Origin of the sequence: Dactylosporangium sp. NPDC005572 (genome assembly GCF_040605515.1) — a bacterium.
Classification (GTDB): Bacteria; Actinomycetota; Actinomycetes; order Mycobacteriales; family Micromonosporaceae; genus Dactylosporangium.
The window spans coordinates 1-16,025 of sequence record NZ_JBEXCY010000244.1 but is presented as its reverse complement, the minus strand read 5'-3'; the positions used below and the strand labels follow the sequence as shown (position 1 = coordinate 16,025).

18 protein-coding genes are annotated in these 16,025 nt (G+C 74.0%); 11 read left to right on the top strand and 7 right to left on the bottom strand.

Annotation, left to right across the window (positions count from 1 at the left end; all coding sequences use genetic code 11):
• Nucleotides 1–69: 69 nt before the first annotated feature.
• Complete coding sequence (locus tag ABZS66_RS53610; protein WP_354771314.1) at nt 70–504, top strand: alpha/beta hydrolase; 435 nt, start codon at nt 70–72, stop codon at nt 502–504.
• A gap of 10 nt (nt 505–514) precedes the next feature.
• Nucleotides 515–1,003 (top strand): flavin reductase family protein, encoded by a 489-nt coding sequence (locus ABZS66_RS53605; protein ID WP_354771312.1) that lies wholly within the window; start codon nt 515–517, stop codon nt 1,001–1,003.
• A 144-nt stretch (nt 1,004–1,147) separates the two neighbouring features.
• Here ABZS66_RS53605 and ABZS66_RS53600 read toward each other — a convergent pair whose 3' ends face one another.
• Nucleotides 1,148–3,103 (bottom strand): discoidin domain-containing protein, encoded by a 1,956-nt coding sequence (locus ABZS66_RS53600; RefSeq protein WP_354771310.1) that lies wholly within the window; start codon nt 3,101–3,103, stop codon nt 1,148–1,150.
• Between the two features lie 402 nt (nt 3,104–3,505).
• On the opposite strand from ABZS66_RS53600, the gene ABZS66_RS53595 reads away from it, so the two are divergent.
• A complete protein-coding gene (locus ABZS66_RS53595; protein WP_354771308.1) occupies nt 3,506–4,036 on the top strand; it encodes a hypothetical protein in 531 nt (176 codons plus the stop codon).
• A gap of 47 nt (nt 4,037–4,083) precedes the next feature.
• Here ABZS66_RS53595 and ABZS66_RS53590 read toward each other — a convergent pair whose 3' ends face one another.
• On the bottom strand, nt 4,084–4,680 hold the full coding sequence (locus ABZS66_RS53590; RefSeq protein WP_354771306.1) for a TetR/AcrR family transcriptional regulator: 597 nt from the start codon (nt 4,678–4,680) through the stop codon (nt 4,084–4,086).
• 86 nt (nt 4,681–4,766) lie between these two features.
• On the opposite strand from ABZS66_RS53590, the gene ABZS66_RS53585 reads away from it, so the two are divergent.
• Nucleotides 4,767–6,887, top strand: coding sequence for an MMPL family transporter (locus tag ABZS66_RS53585; protein WP_354771304.1), 2,121 nt, complete (start codon nt 4,767–4,769; stop codon nt 6,885–6,887).
• Complete coding sequence (locus tag ABZS66_RS53580) at nt 6,884–7,471, top strand: hypothetical protein (RefSeq protein ID WP_354771302.1); 588 nt, start codon at nt 6,884–6,886, stop codon at nt 7,469–7,471. The genes ABZS66_RS53585 and ABZS66_RS53580 overlap by 4 nt, the downstream gene beginning before the upstream one ends.
• Here ABZS66_RS53580 and ABZS66_RS53575 read toward each other — a convergent pair.
• Nucleotides 7,406–8,725: an MFS transporter gene (locus ABZS66_RS53575; RefSeq protein WP_354771300.1), complete on the bottom strand. Its 1,320-nt coding sequence runs from the start codon at nt 8,723–8,725 to the stop codon at nt 7,406–7,408. The two genes, ABZS66_RS53580 and ABZS66_RS53575, sit on opposite strands and share 66 nt — an antisense overlap.
• Before the next feature lie 58 nt (nt 8,726–8,783).
• Between ABZS66_RS53575 and ABZS66_RS53570 the strand changes: the two genes are divergently transcribed.
• Nucleotides 8,784–9,746 (top strand): RNA polymerase subunit sigma-70, encoded by a 963-nt coding sequence (locus ABZS66_RS53570; RefSeq protein ID WP_354771298.1) that lies wholly within the window; start codon nt 8,784–8,786, stop codon nt 9,744–9,746.
• On the opposite strand, the gene ABZS66_RS53565 is transcribed toward ABZS66_RS53570, so the two are convergent.
• Together ABZS66_RS53565 and ABZS66_RS53560 are read right to left on the bottom strand one after the other, a co-directional pair.
• On the bottom strand, nt 9,711–10,151 hold the full coding sequence (locus tag ABZS66_RS53565; protein ID WP_354771296.1) for a TIGR03618 family F420-dependent PPOX class oxidoreductase: 441 nt from the start codon (nt 10,149–10,151) through the stop codon (nt 9,711–9,713). The two genes, ABZS66_RS53570 and ABZS66_RS53565, sit on opposite strands and share 36 nt — an antisense overlap.
• Nucleotides 10,152–10,252: 101 nt before the next feature.
• Nucleotides 10,253–11,119: a LysR family transcriptional regulator gene (locus ABZS66_RS53560; RefSeq protein WP_354771294.1), complete on the bottom strand. Its 867-nt coding sequence runs from the start codon at nt 11,117–11,119 to the stop codon at nt 10,253–10,255.
• Nucleotides 11,120–11,248: 129 nt separating this feature from the next.
• On the opposite strand from ABZS66_RS53560, the gene ABZS66_RS53555 reads away from it, so the two are divergent.
• A complete protein-coding gene (locus ABZS66_RS53555; RefSeq protein ID WP_354771292.1) occupies nt 11,249–12,121 on the top strand; it encodes a zinc-binding dehydrogenase in 873 nt (290 codons plus the stop codon).
• A gap of 20 nt (nt 12,122–12,141) precedes the next feature.
• Here the strand turns inward: ABZS66_RS53555 and ABZS66_RS53550 are convergent, their stop codons facing one another.
• Nucleotides 12,142–12,567 (bottom strand): MarR family winged helix-turn-helix transcriptional regulator, encoded by a 426-nt coding sequence (locus tag ABZS66_RS53550; protein ID WP_354771290.1) that lies wholly within the window; start codon nt 12,565–12,567, stop codon nt 12,142–12,144.
• A gap of 58 nt (nt 12,568–12,625) precedes the next feature.
• Between ABZS66_RS53550 and ABZS66_RS53545 the strand changes: the two genes are divergently transcribed.
• A complete protein-coding gene (locus ABZS66_RS53545; RefSeq protein WP_354771288.1) occupies nt 12,626–12,997 on the top strand; it encodes a cupin domain-containing protein in 372 nt (123 codons plus the stop codon).
• On the opposite strand, the gene ABZS66_RS53540 is transcribed toward ABZS66_RS53545, so the two are convergent.
• Nucleotides 12,949–13,770 carry an AraC family transcriptional regulator gene (locus tag ABZS66_RS53540; protein WP_354771286.1) on the bottom strand — a complete coding sequence of 274 codons (822 nt, stop codon included), beginning with the start codon at nt 13,768–13,770 and terminating at the stop codon, nt 12,949–12,951. The genes ABZS66_RS53545 and ABZS66_RS53540 overlap by 49 nt on opposite strands.
• Nucleotides 13,771–13,820: 50 nt before the next feature.
• On the opposite strand from ABZS66_RS53540, the gene ABZS66_RS53535 reads away from it, so the two are divergent.
• The 3 genes from ABZS66_RS53535 to ABZS66_RS53525 are packed head-to-tail and all read left to right on the top strand — an operon-like array spanning nt 13,821 to nt 15,927.
• A complete protein-coding gene (locus ABZS66_RS53535; RefSeq protein ID WP_354771284.1) occupies nt 13,821–14,234 on the top strand; it encodes a DUF2000 domain-containing protein in 414 nt (137 codons plus the stop codon).
• Nucleotide 14,235: 1 nt separating this feature from the next.
• The gene (locus tag ABZS66_RS53530; RefSeq protein ID WP_354771282.1) at nt 14,236–15,552 is read left to right on the top strand and encodes a hypothetical protein; all 1,317 of its coding nucleotides are present in this window, start codon (nt 14,236–14,238) and stop codon (nt 15,550–15,552) included.
• 39 nt (nt 15,553–15,591) lie between these two features.
• A complete protein-coding gene (locus ABZS66_RS53525; protein ID WP_354771280.1) occupies nt 15,592–15,927 on the top strand; it encodes a YciI family protein in 336 nt (111 codons plus the stop codon).
• Nucleotides 15,928–16,025: the final 98 nt, after the last annotated feature.

The following is a 16,025-nucleotide window of genomic DNA, read 5'->3' as shown; positions in this document are numbered from 1 at the left end:
ACGCGGCCCGATCGCCACTGCCGGCTATGACTTCACCTTCCAGTGCAAGTCGGCGACCGACCGAACACCGTGGGCTCTGTCGGTCGACCGACCGGGACGATCGGCGGGAGTGGGCTGCTCACCGCAGACTGGGACGCCGAGCTCGAGGCCCGCAGCGCCTGCCCGACCCACCAGGCCCGGCTCACCGGCGACACCGGGTTCCGGCGGGGCGCGCTCGGCGAGCCGCTCCAGGCCGGCCTCCGCGAGTCCGTCGACCCCGGCGCCGTGACCGTCCCCGTCCTCGTCGTCCACGGGGAGGCCGACCCGGTCGCGCCCGTCGACGGGGCCCGGGCGCTGGCCGTCGCGCTGGCGCGGGCCGAGCTGGCGACCGTGCGGGACGGGCGGCACGACGCGCTCAACGACATCACGCACCGTACCGTCGCCGCCCATGTCGTCCAGTGGCTCGAACGGCTGCGGGCCGACCGGGCCGTGACCCCGATTCTCACCGTCACCCGACCCAGCTGAGGAGACGAAGATGACCGGCACGCTGCACGCCCAGGCCGCCCTCGGGCCGGACCGGTTCCGGTCGCTGCTGCGGCGGCACGCCGCCGGGGTCGTGGTCGTCACCGCGCCCGGACCGGCCGGATTCACCGCGACCTCGTTCACGTCGGTGTCGCTGGAGCCGCCGCTCGTGTCGTTCTGCCTCGACCGGCGCTCGTCGAGCTGGCCCGCCGTCGAGCGGGCCGGGCACGTGGCCGTGCACGTGCTCGCCGAGGCGCAGGAGCACGTCGCCCGGCGGTTCGCCACCAGCGGGGTGGACCGGTTCGCGGCGCCGCTGCGGTGGCGGGCGGGGGCGCACGACGTGCCGGTGCTCGACGACGCCCTCGCGGTGCTCGTCTGCCGGGTCGTGGAGCGGGTCCACGCCGGCGACCACGCCATCGTGCTGGCCGAGCCGGTCCACGGTGAGCATCGGGACGGGCAGCCCCTGCTGTACCACGACGGGCGGTACCTGAAGGCGGCATGAAAGGGGGCGGGTGGCGACCGGACGCTTGGTCGCCACCCGCCAGGGTGGGGCTGTCATGCCGCCCGGCCCGTCGGCGTCGGAGAAGGGCGGGCCCCATCCGCTCCGCGGGGCCGTCGGCGTCGGCCTCGCGGAGCAGAGGATCGGTCAGGCGTTGTAGACGCGGAACTCGGAGACCTGGCCCGCCGGCCAGCCGGTGTTCGCCGTGAAGTTCAGCCTGAGGTACCGCACCGTCGCCGAGTTGGTGAAGACGATCGTCGCCGTGTTGCCCGTCGCCGGGTTGAACGTGTAGCCGGCCGAGCCCACGATCGTCGTGAACGAGCCGCCGTCCGTGCTGCCGGTGACGGAGAGCGTCTGCGTGCGGGTGCCCCAGGCCGACGACGGCGGCAGGGTGAGCACGATCCGCTTCGTGGCGACCGCGCTGCCGAGGTCGACCTGGAGCCACTGCGGGAACGCGTTGTTGGCGCTCTCCCAGTAGGTGTTGGTGTTGCCGTCGGTGGCGTTGCCGCTGCCGTACACCTGGGTGTGGCTGCTCTCCGCGGTCGGCCGGCCGGCGGCCAGGTTGACCGTGCCGTTCGGCGGCGACGCCGTGGTGACGTTGACGATGTTCGACGGGTTGGAGCCGTTGCCCGCGGCGTCGAAGGCGGCCACCGTGAACTGGTAGGCCGTCGACGCCGTCAGGCCGGTGACCGTGAACGCGAGCATGCCGGTGGTGCCCACGACGGTACCGCCGCGGGACACCCGGTAGCCGGCGATGCCGACGTTGTCCGTCGACGCGTCCCAGGCCAGCGCCACCGTCGTGTCGGTGGTGCCGGTGACCCGCAGGTTCCCGGGGACGGACGGGGCGGTGGCGTCGGGGCCGGTCGGGAACGTCGGGGTGAACCGGGTCGCGGTGAGCGCGACCTGCCCCTTGAGCATCCGCCCGCCGTCGTTCGTCAGGCGCAGGTAGTAGTCGGCCGAGCAGGGCGTGCCGTCCTCGTCGAGCGCCCGCATCCCGGAGTTGGTGGGCTGGAAGGCCGCGCTCTCCGCGGTCTTGGCGATCTGGTTGCCCTCGTTGAACTCGTCGAACATCGAGATGTAGACGCTCTGCACGCCGGCCCGGGTGTGGTTGTAGAACTGCCGCCACATGAGCTCGCCGTGGCGGCGGTGGCCGGCGGCGAGGTCGCCCGGGATGATGCAGGGCTGGTAGTCGATGCCGCGCGGGTCGAGGTCGGCCAGGTCGGGCAGCACGCGGTTCTGGTAGAACCAGTCGGCGCCGTTGTTGTCGCTGATCCGGCCGACCATCCACGGCGAGATCATGTTGAACGCGTGGTAGACGTCGATGAACCCGGGCCGCGAGTCGTCGGTGCCGAGCCGCCAGTGGGTGGGCACGCCGCCGATCACGTAACAGCCCTGGTTCTTGAACCAGTTGATGACGTCGAGGCACGCGGCCGGCTGGAACGGGCGGCCGTCGTCGTTGAAGCCGAAGCCCCAGATGCACACGACCGGCTTGCCGTTCTGGCGCGCGTAGGCCGGCGAGGACGTGTACGCCGCCATCTTGGTGGTCCAGTCGGTCTTGATCTCCGACTGCATGTTCAGCCACCACGTGACGTCGTACATGATGTAGAACTTGCGCCCGTAGGCCTCGGCGGACTGCCGTACCTTGGCCGCCATTGCGTCCCGGGTCGGGCCTTCCCCGCCGAAGGGGTTGAAGCGCTGCAGCGCGGCCGTGTCCTGGCCGTTCTGCTGCATCCAGCGGAAGTGCGTGTCGACCGTCTGCTGGTCGTACGACGAGAACAGGTTCGCCGGCTGGCCGTTGCCGAGGTTGGCGAAGTTGGACCGGTAGCCGCGGGTGAAGTCGCGCATGTCCGGCCAGCAGGTGATCGAGCAGGCGCCCGGCGCGGGGGACTGGGACCAGTTCGGGCTGTAGTGCCACCAGCCGTTGATCGGGGCGCCGTCGCCGATGCAGGCGAACCAGCCCTGGTAGCCGACGGTGACCTTGCCGACGACGTCGCCGGGCGGGCTGGCGGCCGCGGCCGGGGCGGCGCCGGCGGCGAGCGGCAGGCCGGTCGCGGCGGCGCCGGCCAGCGAGGTCGCGATGACGGAGCGGCGGGAAACTCCCATGTGGACTCCTCGGGTGGACCGCCCCGGACGAGCGCACGGCGGGGTGGACCCGGTGGCGGCCGGGTCGTCGGGTGTCGGCGCTGTTCAGGGTCGGTTGACGTGTGGACGGCGGGCTGGGCGGGCCCGCGGACCGGCACTGTGCAGCCCACGCGAGGCGCGCGGTTGGCGGTGCTGACCATGTCGGCTTCTGCGGCAAAGCTTGCCAGCAAGCCGCATCACAACGCAAGACTTCGATATTAGTCTTGCAAATTCTTACCGGCGCTGGAGTCGACCACGAACCAACGGTCGGCGTACGCGTCGTCGGCGCGCGCCGGGAAATCGAAGATCGCGAGCATCATCCGCATCGGGTAGGCCGGGGGATCCGTGCACGTGCGCGCCGGAAATCCATGGCACCATCAATCCATGCGGCTCGCGGTGCACGCACTCGTCGGAATGCCCATGGTCGTCTTCGGCGCACTGCTCGAGCTCGGGCAGTCCGCCCCCCACCTGCGCGCCTTCGGCGCCGCCATGATCGTCGCCGGCTCGATCGTCGTCTGGTTCGGGGTCAGCGGCAAAGGCCTCGGCGTCGCCGGCTGGGCCACGGTCGGCGGGCTCGCCGCGGCCGGGCTCGCGGCCAGCCTGCTCTTCGTGCGCGAGGACATCAGCTGCATGTTCTGCTACCACCGCGGCCAGGGCTACCCGTGGGGGTTCGTGCACACCGGCTTCGCCCACGACGACATGCCGACCGTCGAGCGGGCCCACGAGATCATGGCCGCGCAGCCCGGGATCGCGTCGCGGTCGTTCGACACGCGCCAGGCGGTGCTCGACGCGGTCTTCTGGGCGGCCGTCGCGCTGCCGCTGGTCACGGTCGTCACCCACGTGCGCGCCGCGTTCCGCCGCTCGTCCGAGGTCATTGCGAAGGCGCCGGCGGGCGGCGGCACGACACCCTCGTGAGGGTCATGGCGAAAGCGCCGGCGGGCGGCACGACAGCCTCGTGAGGGTCATGGCGAAGGCGCCGACAGGTAGCGGTACAACACCTTCTTGAGCTCGGCCATCACCGCCGGCCGCTCCCCGGGCGGGGACGCCAGGACCATCGGCAGCATGGCCTGGAAGATCTGGATCGCCACGCGGGCGGTGCGGGTGCGATCGTCGGCCGGTAGCGACGGCGCCTTGGCGGCGATCACCGACTCGACCCGGCCGAGCAGCGCGGCCTGGATCGGCTCGGCCGCGGCGGCCAGGCCGGCCGGCATGTCGGGGCGGGCGAACAGCGCCTTGAACCCCGGGTTGGCCACGTTGAACGCGAGGATGGGATCGACCGTGCGGTCGATCAGCTCCGGCCAGTCCAATGTGGATGGATCGGCGCCGAGCAGGGCTGCCTCGTGGGCCTCGCGCATCTGGGTCACGAACCGCCCGGCGAGCGCGGCGGCGATCGCGTCCTTGTTGGCGAAGAACTGGTACAGCGAGCCGGGGGAGACGCCCGCCTCGGCGGCGATCGCGTTCGTCGTCGCCTTCTCGTAACCGGACGCCGCGAACACCCGGCCGGCGGCGTCGAGGATCTCCGCCATCCGCTGCTCGCCGCGGGCCTGCCGTTTCGGCATGGGCATCCCCCTTGCAAAACACGAGTAAAAGCTCGTATCTTCTGAGAAACACGAATGATCGCTCGTAAAAGTACCAGGAGGCCCACGTGGCGCGCTGGATCGTCGTCGTGTCCGCATTCGTCACCGTGCTCGCCGGGGTGTTCGGCGCCGGGGTCATCGAGCGCCTGTCGCTCAACCGCTTCGAGGCGCCCGGCTCCGAGTCGGTCCTCGCCCGCCAGGCACTCGCCGAGCACTTCGGCACCGGCAGCCCGAACGTCGCGCTGCTGGTCACGGCCCGCGGCGGCGACGTCGACGCGATCGCCGACGCCGGCACCCGGCTCACCGCGGAGCTGCGCGCGTTCGAGGGCGTCGGCGACGCCTGGTCGTACTGGACCCGCGGCAACGCCGAGACCCTGCGCAGCGCCGACGGCCGGCAGGCGCTCGTCCTGGCCTGGCTGCCCGGCAGCGCCGACGAGGTGCGCCGCGGCGTCCTGCCCGAGCTGACCCCGGCCTTCACCCGCGAGAACGCCGAGCTCACCGTGGTCGTCGGGGGCGGCGACGAGGTGTTCCGGCAGGTGATGGAGCAGGCCCGCCGCGACTTCCTGCGTGCCGAGCTGGTGATCCTCCCGCTCGTGGTGCTCATGCTGTGGTGGGTGTACCGCCGGATCGCCGCCGCCCTGGTCACGCTCGCCATCGGCCTGTTCGCGGTGGCCGGCTCGCTGGCCCTGCTGCGCCTCGTCGTCGCGGCCGGCGTCGACGTCTCCACGTTCGCGTCGAACATCGCCCTGGTCATGGGCATCGGCCTCGGCGTCGACTACGGGCTTTTCATGATTTTCCGGTACCGCGAGGAGCTGCCGCACGGCCCCGGCGCCGTCGCCCGCACGGTCCGCTCCGCCGGGCGCACGGTGGTCTTCAGCGGCGCCACCGTCGCCGCGTCCGTCGCCGTGCTGTTCGCGTTCCCGTTCCTCAGCTCGTTCGCCTGGGCCGGCCTCGCCGTCGTGCTCGCCGCCGTCGTCGGCGCGGTCGTCGTGCTCCCGGCCGCCCTGGCCCTGCTGGGCCGGCGGGTCGACGCGGCACCGCGCGCCGAGCGCTTCTGGGGCGGGGTCGCCGCGCGGGTGGTCCGCCGCCCGGTGCGCTACGGCGGGGTGGCCCTCGCGCTGCTGGTGCTGCTCGGCGCGCCGGTGCTGGGGATCCGGTTCGGCCTGCCGGACGACCGGGTGCTGCCCGCGTCGGCTCCGGCGCGGCAGATGTACGACCAGATCCGCGCGGGGTTCGACCAGGAGGAGGCCGACGCCGTCCAGATCGTGGCCGCCGGCGGCGGCCCGGCGGGGGACTACGCGGCGGCGCTGTCGCAAGTGGACGGCGTGGTCCGGGTCGACTCGGCGGACGGGTCCTATGTGGACGGTCTACGCACGGGCTCCGCATCCGGTGTCTTCCGCAACGGGACCGCGACCCGGCTGGTCGTCGTGCCGTCGAGCGAGCGCCTGGAGCGCGACGCCGTCGGGCTGGTCCGCGAGCTGCGCGCGGTTCCCGAGCCGTTCCCGGTGCTCGTCGGCGGCTACCCGGCCGACCTCACCGACTACCGCGACGGCGTCACCCGGCGGCTGCCGCTCGTCGCCGGGCTCATCGTCGCCGTCACGTTCGCGGTGCTGTTCCTCATGACCGGCAGCCTGGTCGCGCCGCTGAAGGCGGCGGTGCTCAACGCGCTGAGCTTGTCGGTCATGTTCGGCGCGCTCGTGTTCGTGTTCCAGCAGGGGCACTTCAGCGGATTGCTCGGCTTCACGCCGACCGGGTCGATCGAGCCCAGCGTGCCGATCCTGATGTTCTGCGTCGCCTACGGCCTGTCCATGGACTACGAGGTGTTCCTCCTGGCCCGGATCAAGGAGTCGTACGACCGCACGGGCGACCCGGTCGGCTCGATCCCCGCCGGCATCGCGCGCAGCGCCCCGCTCGTCACCGCCGCGGCCGCGGTCATGGCCGTGTCCTTCGCGGCGTACGCGACCGGCCGGGTGGTCTTCCTCCAGCAGCTCGGCATCGGCATGGCCCTCGCCGTCATCGCCGACGCCACGCTGATCCGCGGCCTGCTCGCCCCGGCCCTCATGCGCCTGGCCGGGCACGCGAACTGGTGGGCCCCGGCCCCGCTGCGCCGCCTGCACCGTCGCATCGGTCTCAGGGAGGGTGACGGGGCGGCGCGGCCGGCGCTCGTCGTCCAGAATGCCGGATCATGACTCCGATCACCGCGATCGACCTGGCCGGCTTCGAGCAGGTCGACGAGCTCGCTTGGCGGGACGAGCAGGGCACCGTCCTGTCGCTCCACTTCTTCGACCTGCGCCCGGACCTGCCAGCGCCGCTGCACGACCTGCCGGCGTTGCAGGCCGGCCTCGCCCGGAACACCGCGGCCCAGGGAGCAGGGCTCATCGAGGCGGTCGGCGAGCCGGTCGACGGCGTTCCGGCCGTGCGGCAGCTCGTCAAGATCCCGCACTGGCAGGGCCACGGACTGGTGTTCCTCGGCTCGTACATCGTGCCCAAGGCCACCTGCAGCGTGATGTTCAAGCTCCAGGCGGCCGAGATGGGGGACACCGGGTTGCGGGAGGCGATCGTGATGAGTCAACTCGGACCGGAGCACTCCTTCCAGCGCTCGCCGTACGCGCCGGAGCTGACCGACGGGCTGCCGTTCCTTCCGGCCGACGACGAGCGGTACGACGCGATGTTCCCCGACCACCCGCTCACCCTCGTCCGCGGGCTGCTACGCCGGCTGCTGCCGACCGTCCGCCTGGACGAGCGGTTCAAGGCGCTGCCGGCGTTCGAGTAGCAGCCCGCCGGCGGCGCCGCCGAGGGCGAGTGCCGCCATCAGGCCGCACACCGGCGCGGCGCCGCCCGCGAACGCGGCGCCCGCCGCGGCGACGCCGAACGCCCCGCCCAGCTGGCGGAGCGTGCTGAACGTGCCCGACGCCTTGGCCATCTCCGGCGGCGCGACCCGGCTCACCACGGCCCGGGTCGCCGCCGGGACGGCGAGCGTGATGCCGAGGCCCACGAGCGCCGGCGCCGCGACCGGGAACGCGGGGTCGGCGGCGAGCCAGGCGAGCGCCGCCGCCAGCACCACGCCGCCGGCGACGATCAGCGACCGCTCCCCGAAGCGGTCCGCCCACGCGCCGGCCCGCGGTGCGAGCAGCAGCGGCGCGACCCCGATCGGCAGCAGGCGCAGGCCGGCCGCGAGCGGGCTCTGCCCGTACGACTCCTGCCACATCTGGGCCAGGAAGAAGATCGCGCCGGTGAGCGCCGCGTTGACGAAGAAGATCGCGACGTTGCCCGCCGCGAACGGGCGGGAGCGGAACAGGCGCAGCGGCAGCATCGGCGCGGCCGCCCGCCGCTCCCACGCGACGAACGCCACCGCGGCGGCGAGCCCGGCGGCCGCGGCGACCAGGTCGCCGCGCACGAGCGACCAGGTGAGCCCGAACGCCGCGGCCGCCGCGAGGACGAGGCCCGGCAGATCGACCCTTGCCGGCGCACCGCGGTGCTCGGCCGTGCGGGTGAGCACGAGAGGGATCGCGGCCAGGCCGACCGGCAGGTTCAGCCAGAAGATCCACTCCCAGGCCAGACCCTGCGCGACCGCGCCGCCGACGACCGGCCCGACGACCCCGGCCAGCCCGGTCACCCCGCCGTACACCCCGGTGGCCCACCCGCGCCGCTCCGGCGGGAAGGCGGCGTTGAGCGTCGCCAGGGCGAGCGGCATGACGACCGCGGCCCCGGCGCCCTGCACGGCCCGCGCCGCGACCAGCGCGCCGGCCGACGGCGCCAGCGCGCACGCCGCCGACGCGGCCGTGAACAGGCCGAGGCCCGCGGCGAACATCCGGCGGCGGCCGAACCGGTCGCCGAGCGCCGCGCCGGTGAGCAGCAGGACGGCGAAGCTGAGCGTGTAGGCGTTGACGGTCCACTCGAGCTGGGCGAGCGAGGCGCCGAGGTCGCGGCGGATGCTGCTGAGCGCGGTGGCCACGACGAGCATGTCGAGCACGACCATGAACGACGCGGCGGAGCTGAGCCCGAGGGCCCATCGCTGTGTTCTCATGCCAGTGCTGACACCGCCGCGACCGTTTTCCGGTCGCCGCGGTGTCAGCATGGTCGTGATGAACGCTGAGCTGGTGGCCCGGGCGCGGGCGGGGGACGGCGCCGCGTTCGGCGCCCTGGTCGAGCCGTACCGCCGGGAGCTTTACGTGCACTGCTACCGGATGCTGGGATCCGTCCAGGACGCCGAGGACGTGCTGCAGGAGACGCTGACCGCGGCGTGGCGGGGGCTCGACGGCTTCGCCGGGCGGTCGTCGGTGCGGACCTGGCTGTACCGCATCGCCACCAACCGCTGCCTCAACGCGGCGCGGGACGCGTCGCGCCGGCCGGTGACCGTGTTCCCGCCCGACGTCACGCCCCCGCCGCCGACCCGCCTGGCCGAGCCCCTGTGGCTGCAGCCGGTCCCCGACGCGCTGATCGAGACGCGCGAGGCCGTGTCGCTCGCGTTCATCACGGCGGTACAACTGCTGCCCGCGCGTCAGCGGGCGGCGCTCGTGCTGCGCGACGTGCTCGGGTTCCGCGCGGCCGAGGTCGCCGACCTGCTCGACACGACCGAGGACGCGGTCAACGCCGCCCTTCGCCGGGCCCGGTCCGTGCTGCCGGCGCCGGCCGCCGAACGCCCCGGGACGGCCCGGGAGCAGGCGGCCGCGGGCCGGTTCGCCGACGCGATCGAGCGCGGCGACGTCGACGCGGTCGTGGCGCTGCTCACCGACGACGCCTGGCTCACGATGCCGCCGGCGCCGCAGCAGTACCAGGGGCGTGCGGCGATCGCCGACTTCCTCCGCCGGGTGGGCTTCCGCAACGGCCGCCGCTACCGCCTGCTCCCGGTGGGCGCGAACGGCCAGCCGGCCTTCGGCGCCTACATCCGGGAGGGCGGCGACCCGGCCTGGCACGCCCACGGCCTGATCGTGGTCACGGTGACGGGCGACGAGGTGAGCGCGTTCACCCGCTTCATGGACAACGCGCTCCTGCCGTTCTTCGGCCTGCCCTCAGGGATTGACGGCGAACCGCTCGGGCGTCACTAGGACGGCCACGCGCCGGTCCTCGACCATCACCCGGTCGTACTCCGCCAGGTCGGGGTGCACCCCGCCGGCCGCGTGATAGACGTCGCGCAGCAGCAGCCGCAGCGCCTCGGCGCCCACCTCCGGCCCGACGACCGCGGCCGGCCCGGTCACGGAGATCCACTCCCAGCCGGCCCGGAACACGAGCGTGGCCCGCGGCCGCGCGGTGAGGTTGCGCAGCTTCGCCGTGCCGCCCCGCGACACCAGCGCGACGACCGGCTCGCCGGTCGTCGGATGCGGCAGGACGCCGGCGTTGACCACGGACGTCGACGGCTCCCCGTCCGGCCGCATCGTCACCAGCACGGCCAGCCAGTGCTCGCGCGCGCCGAGCTCGGCCACCCGCCGCAGCCCGTCTTCGATCTCCGTCACGCTTGCATCGTATTCCGGCCGGGTCCGCGGCGGCTCGTTTCCGGGCTGGGTCCGCGGCGGCTCGCTTCCGGGGCTGGGTCCGCGGCGGCTCGCTTCCCGGGCTAGGTCCGCCGCAGTTCGCGGATGAGGGTCCGCACGACGGCGCTGCGGGCGAGCGCGGCGGTCGTCACGTAGCCGATCGTGCGGGTCGGGGCGTCCGGGCCGAGGTCGCGGGCGGCCACCGCGGCCGGGCGGCCGGCGGCGGTGAGCCGCGGCACGACCGCCATGCCCATGCCGTGCGCGACCATCGACAGCAGGACGCTGTCGTCGGCCACGGTGATCGTCGCCGGCGGCAGCCAGTCCTGCGCGGAGAACCAGCGCCGGGTGTCCGCCGAGCAGTTCTCGTCCCAGTCGACGAACGGCAGCCGCCGCACGTCGGCGGCGCCGCGCGGGTGCAGCAGGAGGTACGGCTCCTGCGCGATCCGCCCCTCCACCAGCCCCGCGGTCCGGCCGGCCCGATGCGGGAGGTTCACGATCGCCACGTCCGCGCGGCCCGCCGCGACCTCCCCGGCCGCGCCCGGCCCGAGCTCCCGCACGATCGCGACGTCGCAGGTCACGCCCGGATGCCGGGCCCGCACCCGGGCCAGCACCGGCGGCAGCAGGTGCACGGCCGCGCTGCGGAACGCCGCGACCCGCAGCGTGCTCGGCGGCGCCGCCCCGGCGGCGGCGAGGGCGTCGGCCCGCAGCACGTCGAGCAGCCGCAGCACGCTGCGCGCGTGGACGACCGCCGCCGCCCCGGCCGGCGTCGCCCGGGCCCCGTTGCGCCCCCGCTCGAACAGCCGGGTGCCGATGCGGCGCTCGCTCGCCCGCACCGCCCGGGAGATCGCCGGCTGTGTGAGCCCGAGCCGCGCTCCCGCCGCCGAGAACGAGCCGGCGTCGGCCACCGCGACGAGGATGCGCAGCTCGCCGGGCGCGAGGTCGTCGGTCACCCGCCCAGAGTATGCACGCCGCTCATGGAACGGCCCGATCCATCAGCGGCCGGGGATGCCCGTCACACGGGGTTGCTGGTTACGGTCGCGGCCATGCGAGCGATGGTGTGCGAACGTCACGGTGCGTTGATGTTGCGGGAGCTTCCGGATCCGGTACCGGCACCGGCCGAGCTGCTGGTGACCGTCACGGCCGCGGGCGTGAACCGCGCCGACCGCAGCCGCATCGACGGCACGTACGCCGCCCCGCCCCGCCTCCCGTTCATCCCCGGCAGCGAGATCGTCGGCCACACCGCCGACGGTCGCCGCGTGGCGGGCGTGCGCCTGGACGGCGGCGGTTACGCGACGGCGGCGGCGTTCCCGTCGTCGACGGTCGTCGACGTGCCGCCGGGCGTCCCGGACGGCGTGGCGCTGGCCCTGCTGGTCCAGGGCCTGACGGCCTGGCACGCGCTGCGCTCCGGCGCCCGCCTGGGTGCCGGCGACGGCCGGACGGTGGCAATCGGTGCGGCGGCCGGTGGCGTGGGCTCCCTGGCCGTCCAGCTGGCCAGGCACTTCGGTGCCGGCCGCGTCCTGGCGGTGGCGTCGACGCCGGAGAAGCGCGAGCTCGCCCTGGCGCTCGGTGCGGACGCCGCCGCCGAGTCGTACGCGGACCTGGGCGAGCGTCCGGACGTGATCCTGGACGCGTCGGACTTCCGGGGCGCTCTCGCGGCCCTGGCCCCGTTCGGCACCCTGGTCACGTACGGCGACTCGGCGGGCGCGGGCCTCCCGCCCGTCGACCCGTCGTGGCTGATGGACCACAACCTGGCGGTGGCCGGCTTCTGGCTCCGCCCGGCCCTGCGGCTGACCGGCGCGTTCCAGGAACCGCTGTCGGCGATGTTCGGCCTGTTCGAGGCGGGGATCCTGACCCCGCCCCCGACGACGGAGTACCCGCTCCCGGACGCGGCGCGGGCCCTCGACGCCCTGCTGTCGCGCCGCACGACCGGCAAGCTCGTCCTCCGCCCGTGAGCCCCGGCCCGCCGCGCCGGCTAGGAGTCCGCGATCTTGAGCAGGGCCGCGCGGACACGAGCCAGCTCGTCCGCGCCCAGCAGGGCGGCGAAGTCCTCGTCGACCGCGGACATCGCGGCCGGGGCGGCGGCCAGGAACGCCGCACCGCGGGGGCTCAGCGTGGCCACCACCGCGCGCTGGTCGCCCGGGTCGGGGCGGGTCGTCACGTAGTCGAGCGACTCCAGCTCGCGGACCAGCCGGCCGGCCATCTGGCGGGTCATGCCGGCCTTGGCGGCCAGGTCGGTGATCCGCATCTCCGCGTCCTCGGCCAGGGCCGTCAGCACCGGGACGTGGCCCAGGCGCACGTCGGCGTAGCCGCTGGCCTGGAGTCTGGCCAGCGACGCCGCCTGGGCGCGGCGGTGGGCGTGCAGGAGCAGGCGGCCGATCGGCAGATCCTCGTCGGGCATACGAAACCCCGTTTACAAAGTGCGAAACCTGGTTTAGTTTCTTGGCATGACTTCCGCAGTGAGTATCGTGCGTGCGGCCGACGCGCCGCGCTTCGAGTTCGACGGCGCGCGGTTCGTCGTCTTCGCCGGCCCCTCCAACGGCTCCGCGCAGCAGTGTGCGTGGCGCCTCACCGTGCCCGCCGGGCGCGATTCCGTCCCCCACACCATCGACCGCGACGAGGTGTTCATGGTCCTGTCCGGGCAGGTCCGGGTCACGCCGGGCGGCGAGATGCTCGGGCCGGGCGACTCGGTCGTCGTCCCGGCCGGCGCGCCGATCGCGGTGGGCAACCCGACGGCCGAGCCCGCCGAGGTGTACGTCGCGCTGCCGGCCGGCTTCACCGCCTACGGGGCCGACGGCGCTGTGATCGGCACGCCGCCCTGGGCCGCGTAGGCGCCGGGCGTCACGCCGAGGTGGCGCTTGAAGTGGCGGTGCAGGTGGGCCTGGTCGTGGAAGCCGGCCAGCGCCGCCGCCTCGGCCGGTCGCACGCCGGACAGGAGCAGGCGGCGGGCGTGTTCGATGCGCCGGCTGACGAGGTACCGATGCGGCGGCAGACCGAAGGTGGCGGTGAAGGCGCGGACGAGGTGGCCAGGGTGGCTGTCCAGCAGGGATCCGGCTTCCCGCAGCGTGATCCCCTCGGCCGTGCGGGCATCGAGCAGGTCGCGCAGGCAGTCCGCCAGCCGGCGGGGTAGCGGTACCGCCGGATCGGAGAAATGCCGGTCGAGATGGGCCTGGAGGCGGCCGCGGATCAGGGCGAGCCGGCTCTCGGCCTCCAACTCGTCGCCGGGGCGGAGCGCCTCGTGCAGCCGGTGGATGCGGCGGCGCAGCAGCGGGTCGTCGAAGCCGGGGTGGTCCACCGCCGCCCCGGCGAGGCGGGTGTCGAGGACGTCCGGCTCGAGGTACACGACCCGCTTGCGGAACCCGTGGTCGGTCGCGGCGCGGCCGTCGTGCGGCACGTTCGGCGGCAGGATGGAGACGTAGGTCGCGCCGGCAGCGCCCCGCGGGTGGCGGTCGAGGTCGAAGCGGATCGCGCCGTCGTCGACGATGAGCAGGGTCCAGGCGTCGTGGACGTGCAGCGGGTACGCGTGGTCGACGAAGTGCGCGTGGAACACCTCGGTGACGCCGGGGACCGTCGGGCGCCAGGCCGTGACCAGCTCGGTGGTCATGTGCACAACGTACAAGACGGGCCTGCTCGCGAGGGGCCATCGTGGTGCACATGACGTCCTTCCCCACCAAGATTGCCGTGCTGCTCCGCGACGACCTGGCGGTCTGGCAGCGGCTCAACGTGACCGCGTTCGTCGTCAGCGGTATCGCGGGCACCCAGCCCTCGCTGCTCGGCTCGGACTACTCGGACGCGGACGGGACGCCGTACCTGCCGATGTTCGGCCAGCCGGTGATGATCTTCGAGGGCGCCTCGCCGGTGCTGGTCGCGGCACACGCGCGGGCCGTCGAGCGGGGCGTCGCGTGTGCAGTTTTCACGGAGGAGCTGTTCAAGACCGGCAACGACGACGACAACCGCGCCGCGGTGCGGGCGGTGCCACGGGCTGAGCTGCGCCTCGTCGGGCTCGCCGTGCACGGGCCGAAAAACGCGGTGGACCGGATCCTGAAAGGGGCCCGCCTGCACGGTTAGTATGCGGCTGCCCACCCGACGCGAGGAGGCCGCCATCGTCGAGCGTCTGGAGGTCCCGTTCGAGGGGGACGGCGCCGGTGTCGGCCCGCTCTCGTGGGGCCAGATCGAGAGCTGGAACGCGATCCGCACGCTCGGCCACTGGATGCCGCTCGGTGGCGCCGTCGAGCTGGAGCCGGGCACGACGCTTGACGACGTGCTCGACGAACTGCGCTGGCACCTGTGCCGGCACGTGACGCTGCGGACCCGGCTCCAGCTGTCCTCGGACGGTTCGACGCCGGCGCAGGAGGTCTTCGGCGCCGGCTCGCTGACGGTCCCGGTGTATGACGACGTGTCGCCGCTCTCCGTCGTCGACGAGTTTCGAAACCGCTCCCTCGACTTCGCCGCCGAGTGGCCGATCCGGGCCGCCGTCGTCCGGACCGGCGGCGTGCCGACGCACCTCGTGGCGGTGCTGTCGCACTTCGCGACCGACGGGGCCGGGGCGCAGATCATGCTCCGCGAGGTGCGGGAGCGGCCGTCCACGCCCGTCGAGGGGCTCACGCCGCTCGCGCAGGCCCGCTGGCAGGAGTCGCCGGCCGGGCGGCGGCAGAACGCGGCCGCCCAGCGGCACTTCGGGACGATCCTGCGGGCGATGCCTCCCGTGCGGTTTCCGGTGCCTTTGGAATCGTCGCGACCGCGGTACTGGCGCGGCGTCCTGGAATCGGTGGCTCTGGATCGGGCGCTGCGGGTGCTCACCGCCCAACTGGACGCGGACCCGGCGGCGACGCTGCTCGCGGTGTTCGCCGCGGCCGTCGCGCAGACATCCGGGATCGCGCCGGTCGTGGTGCGGCCGGTGGTGAGCAACCGCTTCCGGGCCGGTCTGGGTGGCGTCGTCTGCACGGCGACGCAGGCCGGCCTGTGCCTGATCGACACCGCCGGGCCGTTCGCGGAGGTCGTGGACCGGTCGCGGCGGGCGTCGCTGGCCGCGTTCAAGTACGCCTACTTCGACCAGCGGGACCTGTGGGCGCTCATGGACGGGCTCGGTCTCGAACCGGGCCGGATCGGCTGTTTCCTGAACGACCGCCGCATGCCGCCGCTCGCCGACCGGCCGCCGTCGCTCGCCAGCCTGCCGCCGTCGTCGTTCACGTGGATCACGCGGCAGGACCATCCGGGGCTGGAGCCGCTGATCCTCGACGTCGAGTCCGCCTCCGACGGCCTGCGGCTCACCGTGCACACCGACACGCGCTGGGTTGCGCCGGCCGACTCCGAGCGGCTCCTGTGGGCGATGGAGGAGATCGCGCTCCGCGAGTGTCCATCGTCGGCCGCGCCCGTTCGTCCCTAGGGTGAATGATTGTTCCCCGTCCTTGGGAGGAGCCACCTCATGCCCATGTACGTCGCGCTCACCTACACCGCCGATGTCGACTGGACCGAGCCCGAGCAGGCCGAGGAGATGCGGGAGTACCGCGAGTTCGGCCGCGCCGCCGCGGCCGTGATCCGGGGCGGCCACGCCCTCTACCCGACGGCCACCGCTACCACGGTCCGGGTGAGCGGCGGCGAGGTGCTCACGAGCGACGGCCCGTACGCGGAGACCAAGGAGGCGCTGACCGGCTTCTACCTGCTGGAGTGTGCCGACCTGGACGAGGCGGTCGCGGTGGCGGCGCGGATGCCCTCGGCCCGCAACGGCGCCGTCGAGGTACGCCCGGTGATCCAGTTCTAGGGTGGAGCCCGCTTCTGCCGACTCCGCGGCCGCCGCCGGCTCTGCGGCCGCCGCCGGCTCTGCGGCCGCCGCCGGCTCTGCGGCCGCCGCCGGCTCTG

Bases quoted from the DNA above. Each gene is read 5' to 3' on its own strand.
- ABZS66_RS53550 (WP_354771290.1), bottom strand. From the start codon at position 12,567: ATGCCCGACGAGGATCTGCCGATCGGCCGCCTGCTCCTGCACGCCCAC.
- ABZS66_RS53580 (WP_354771302.1), top strand. From the start codon at position 6,884: ATGACTCCGATCACCGCGATCGACCTGGCCGGCTTCGAGCAGGTCGAC.
- ABZS66_RS53540 (WP_354771286.1), bottom strand. From the start codon at position 13,770: ATGACCACCGAGCTGGTCACGGCCTGGCGCCCGACGGTCCCCGGCGTC.
- ABZS66_RS53605 (WP_354771312.1), top strand. From the start codon at position 515: ATGACCGGCACGCTGCACGCCCAGGCCGCCCTCGGGCCGGACCGGTTC.
- ABZS66_RS53555 (WP_354771292.1), top strand. From the start codon at position 11,249: ATGTTGCGGGAGCTTCCGGATCCGGTACCGGCACCGGCCGAGCTGCTG.
- ABZS66_RS53590 (WP_354771306.1), bottom strand. From the start codon at position 4,680: ATGCCGAAACGGCAGGCCCGCGGCGAGCAGCGGATGGCGGAGATCCTC.
- ABZS66_RS53575 (WP_354771300.1), bottom strand. From the start codon at position 8,725: ATGAGAACACAGCGATGGGCCCTCGGGCTCAGCTCCGCCGCGTCGTTC.
- ABZS66_RS53525 (WP_354771280.1), top strand. From the start codon at position 15,592: ATGCCCATGTACGTCGCGCTCACCTACACCGCCGATGTCGACTGGACC.
- ABZS66_RS53570 (WP_354771298.1), top strand. From the start codon at position 8,784: ATGAACGCTGAGCTGGTGGCCCGGGCGCGGGCGGGGGACGGCGCCGCG.
- ABZS66_RS53535 (WP_354771284.1), top strand. From the start codon at position 13,821: ATGACGTCCTTCCCCACCAAGATTGCCGTGCTGCTCCGCGACGACCTG.
- ABZS66_RS53600 (WP_354771310.1), bottom strand. From the start codon at position 3,103: ATGGGAGTTTCCCGCCGCTCCGTCATCGCGACCTCGCTGGCCGGCGCC.
- ABZS66_RS53595 (WP_354771308.1), top strand. From the start codon at position 3,506: ATGCGGCTCGCGGTGCACGCACTCGTCGGAATGCCCATGGTCGTCTTC.
- ABZS66_RS53530 (WP_354771282.1), top strand. From the start codon at position 14,236: ATGCGGCTGCCCACCCGACGCGAGGAGGCCGCCATCGTCGAGCGTCTG.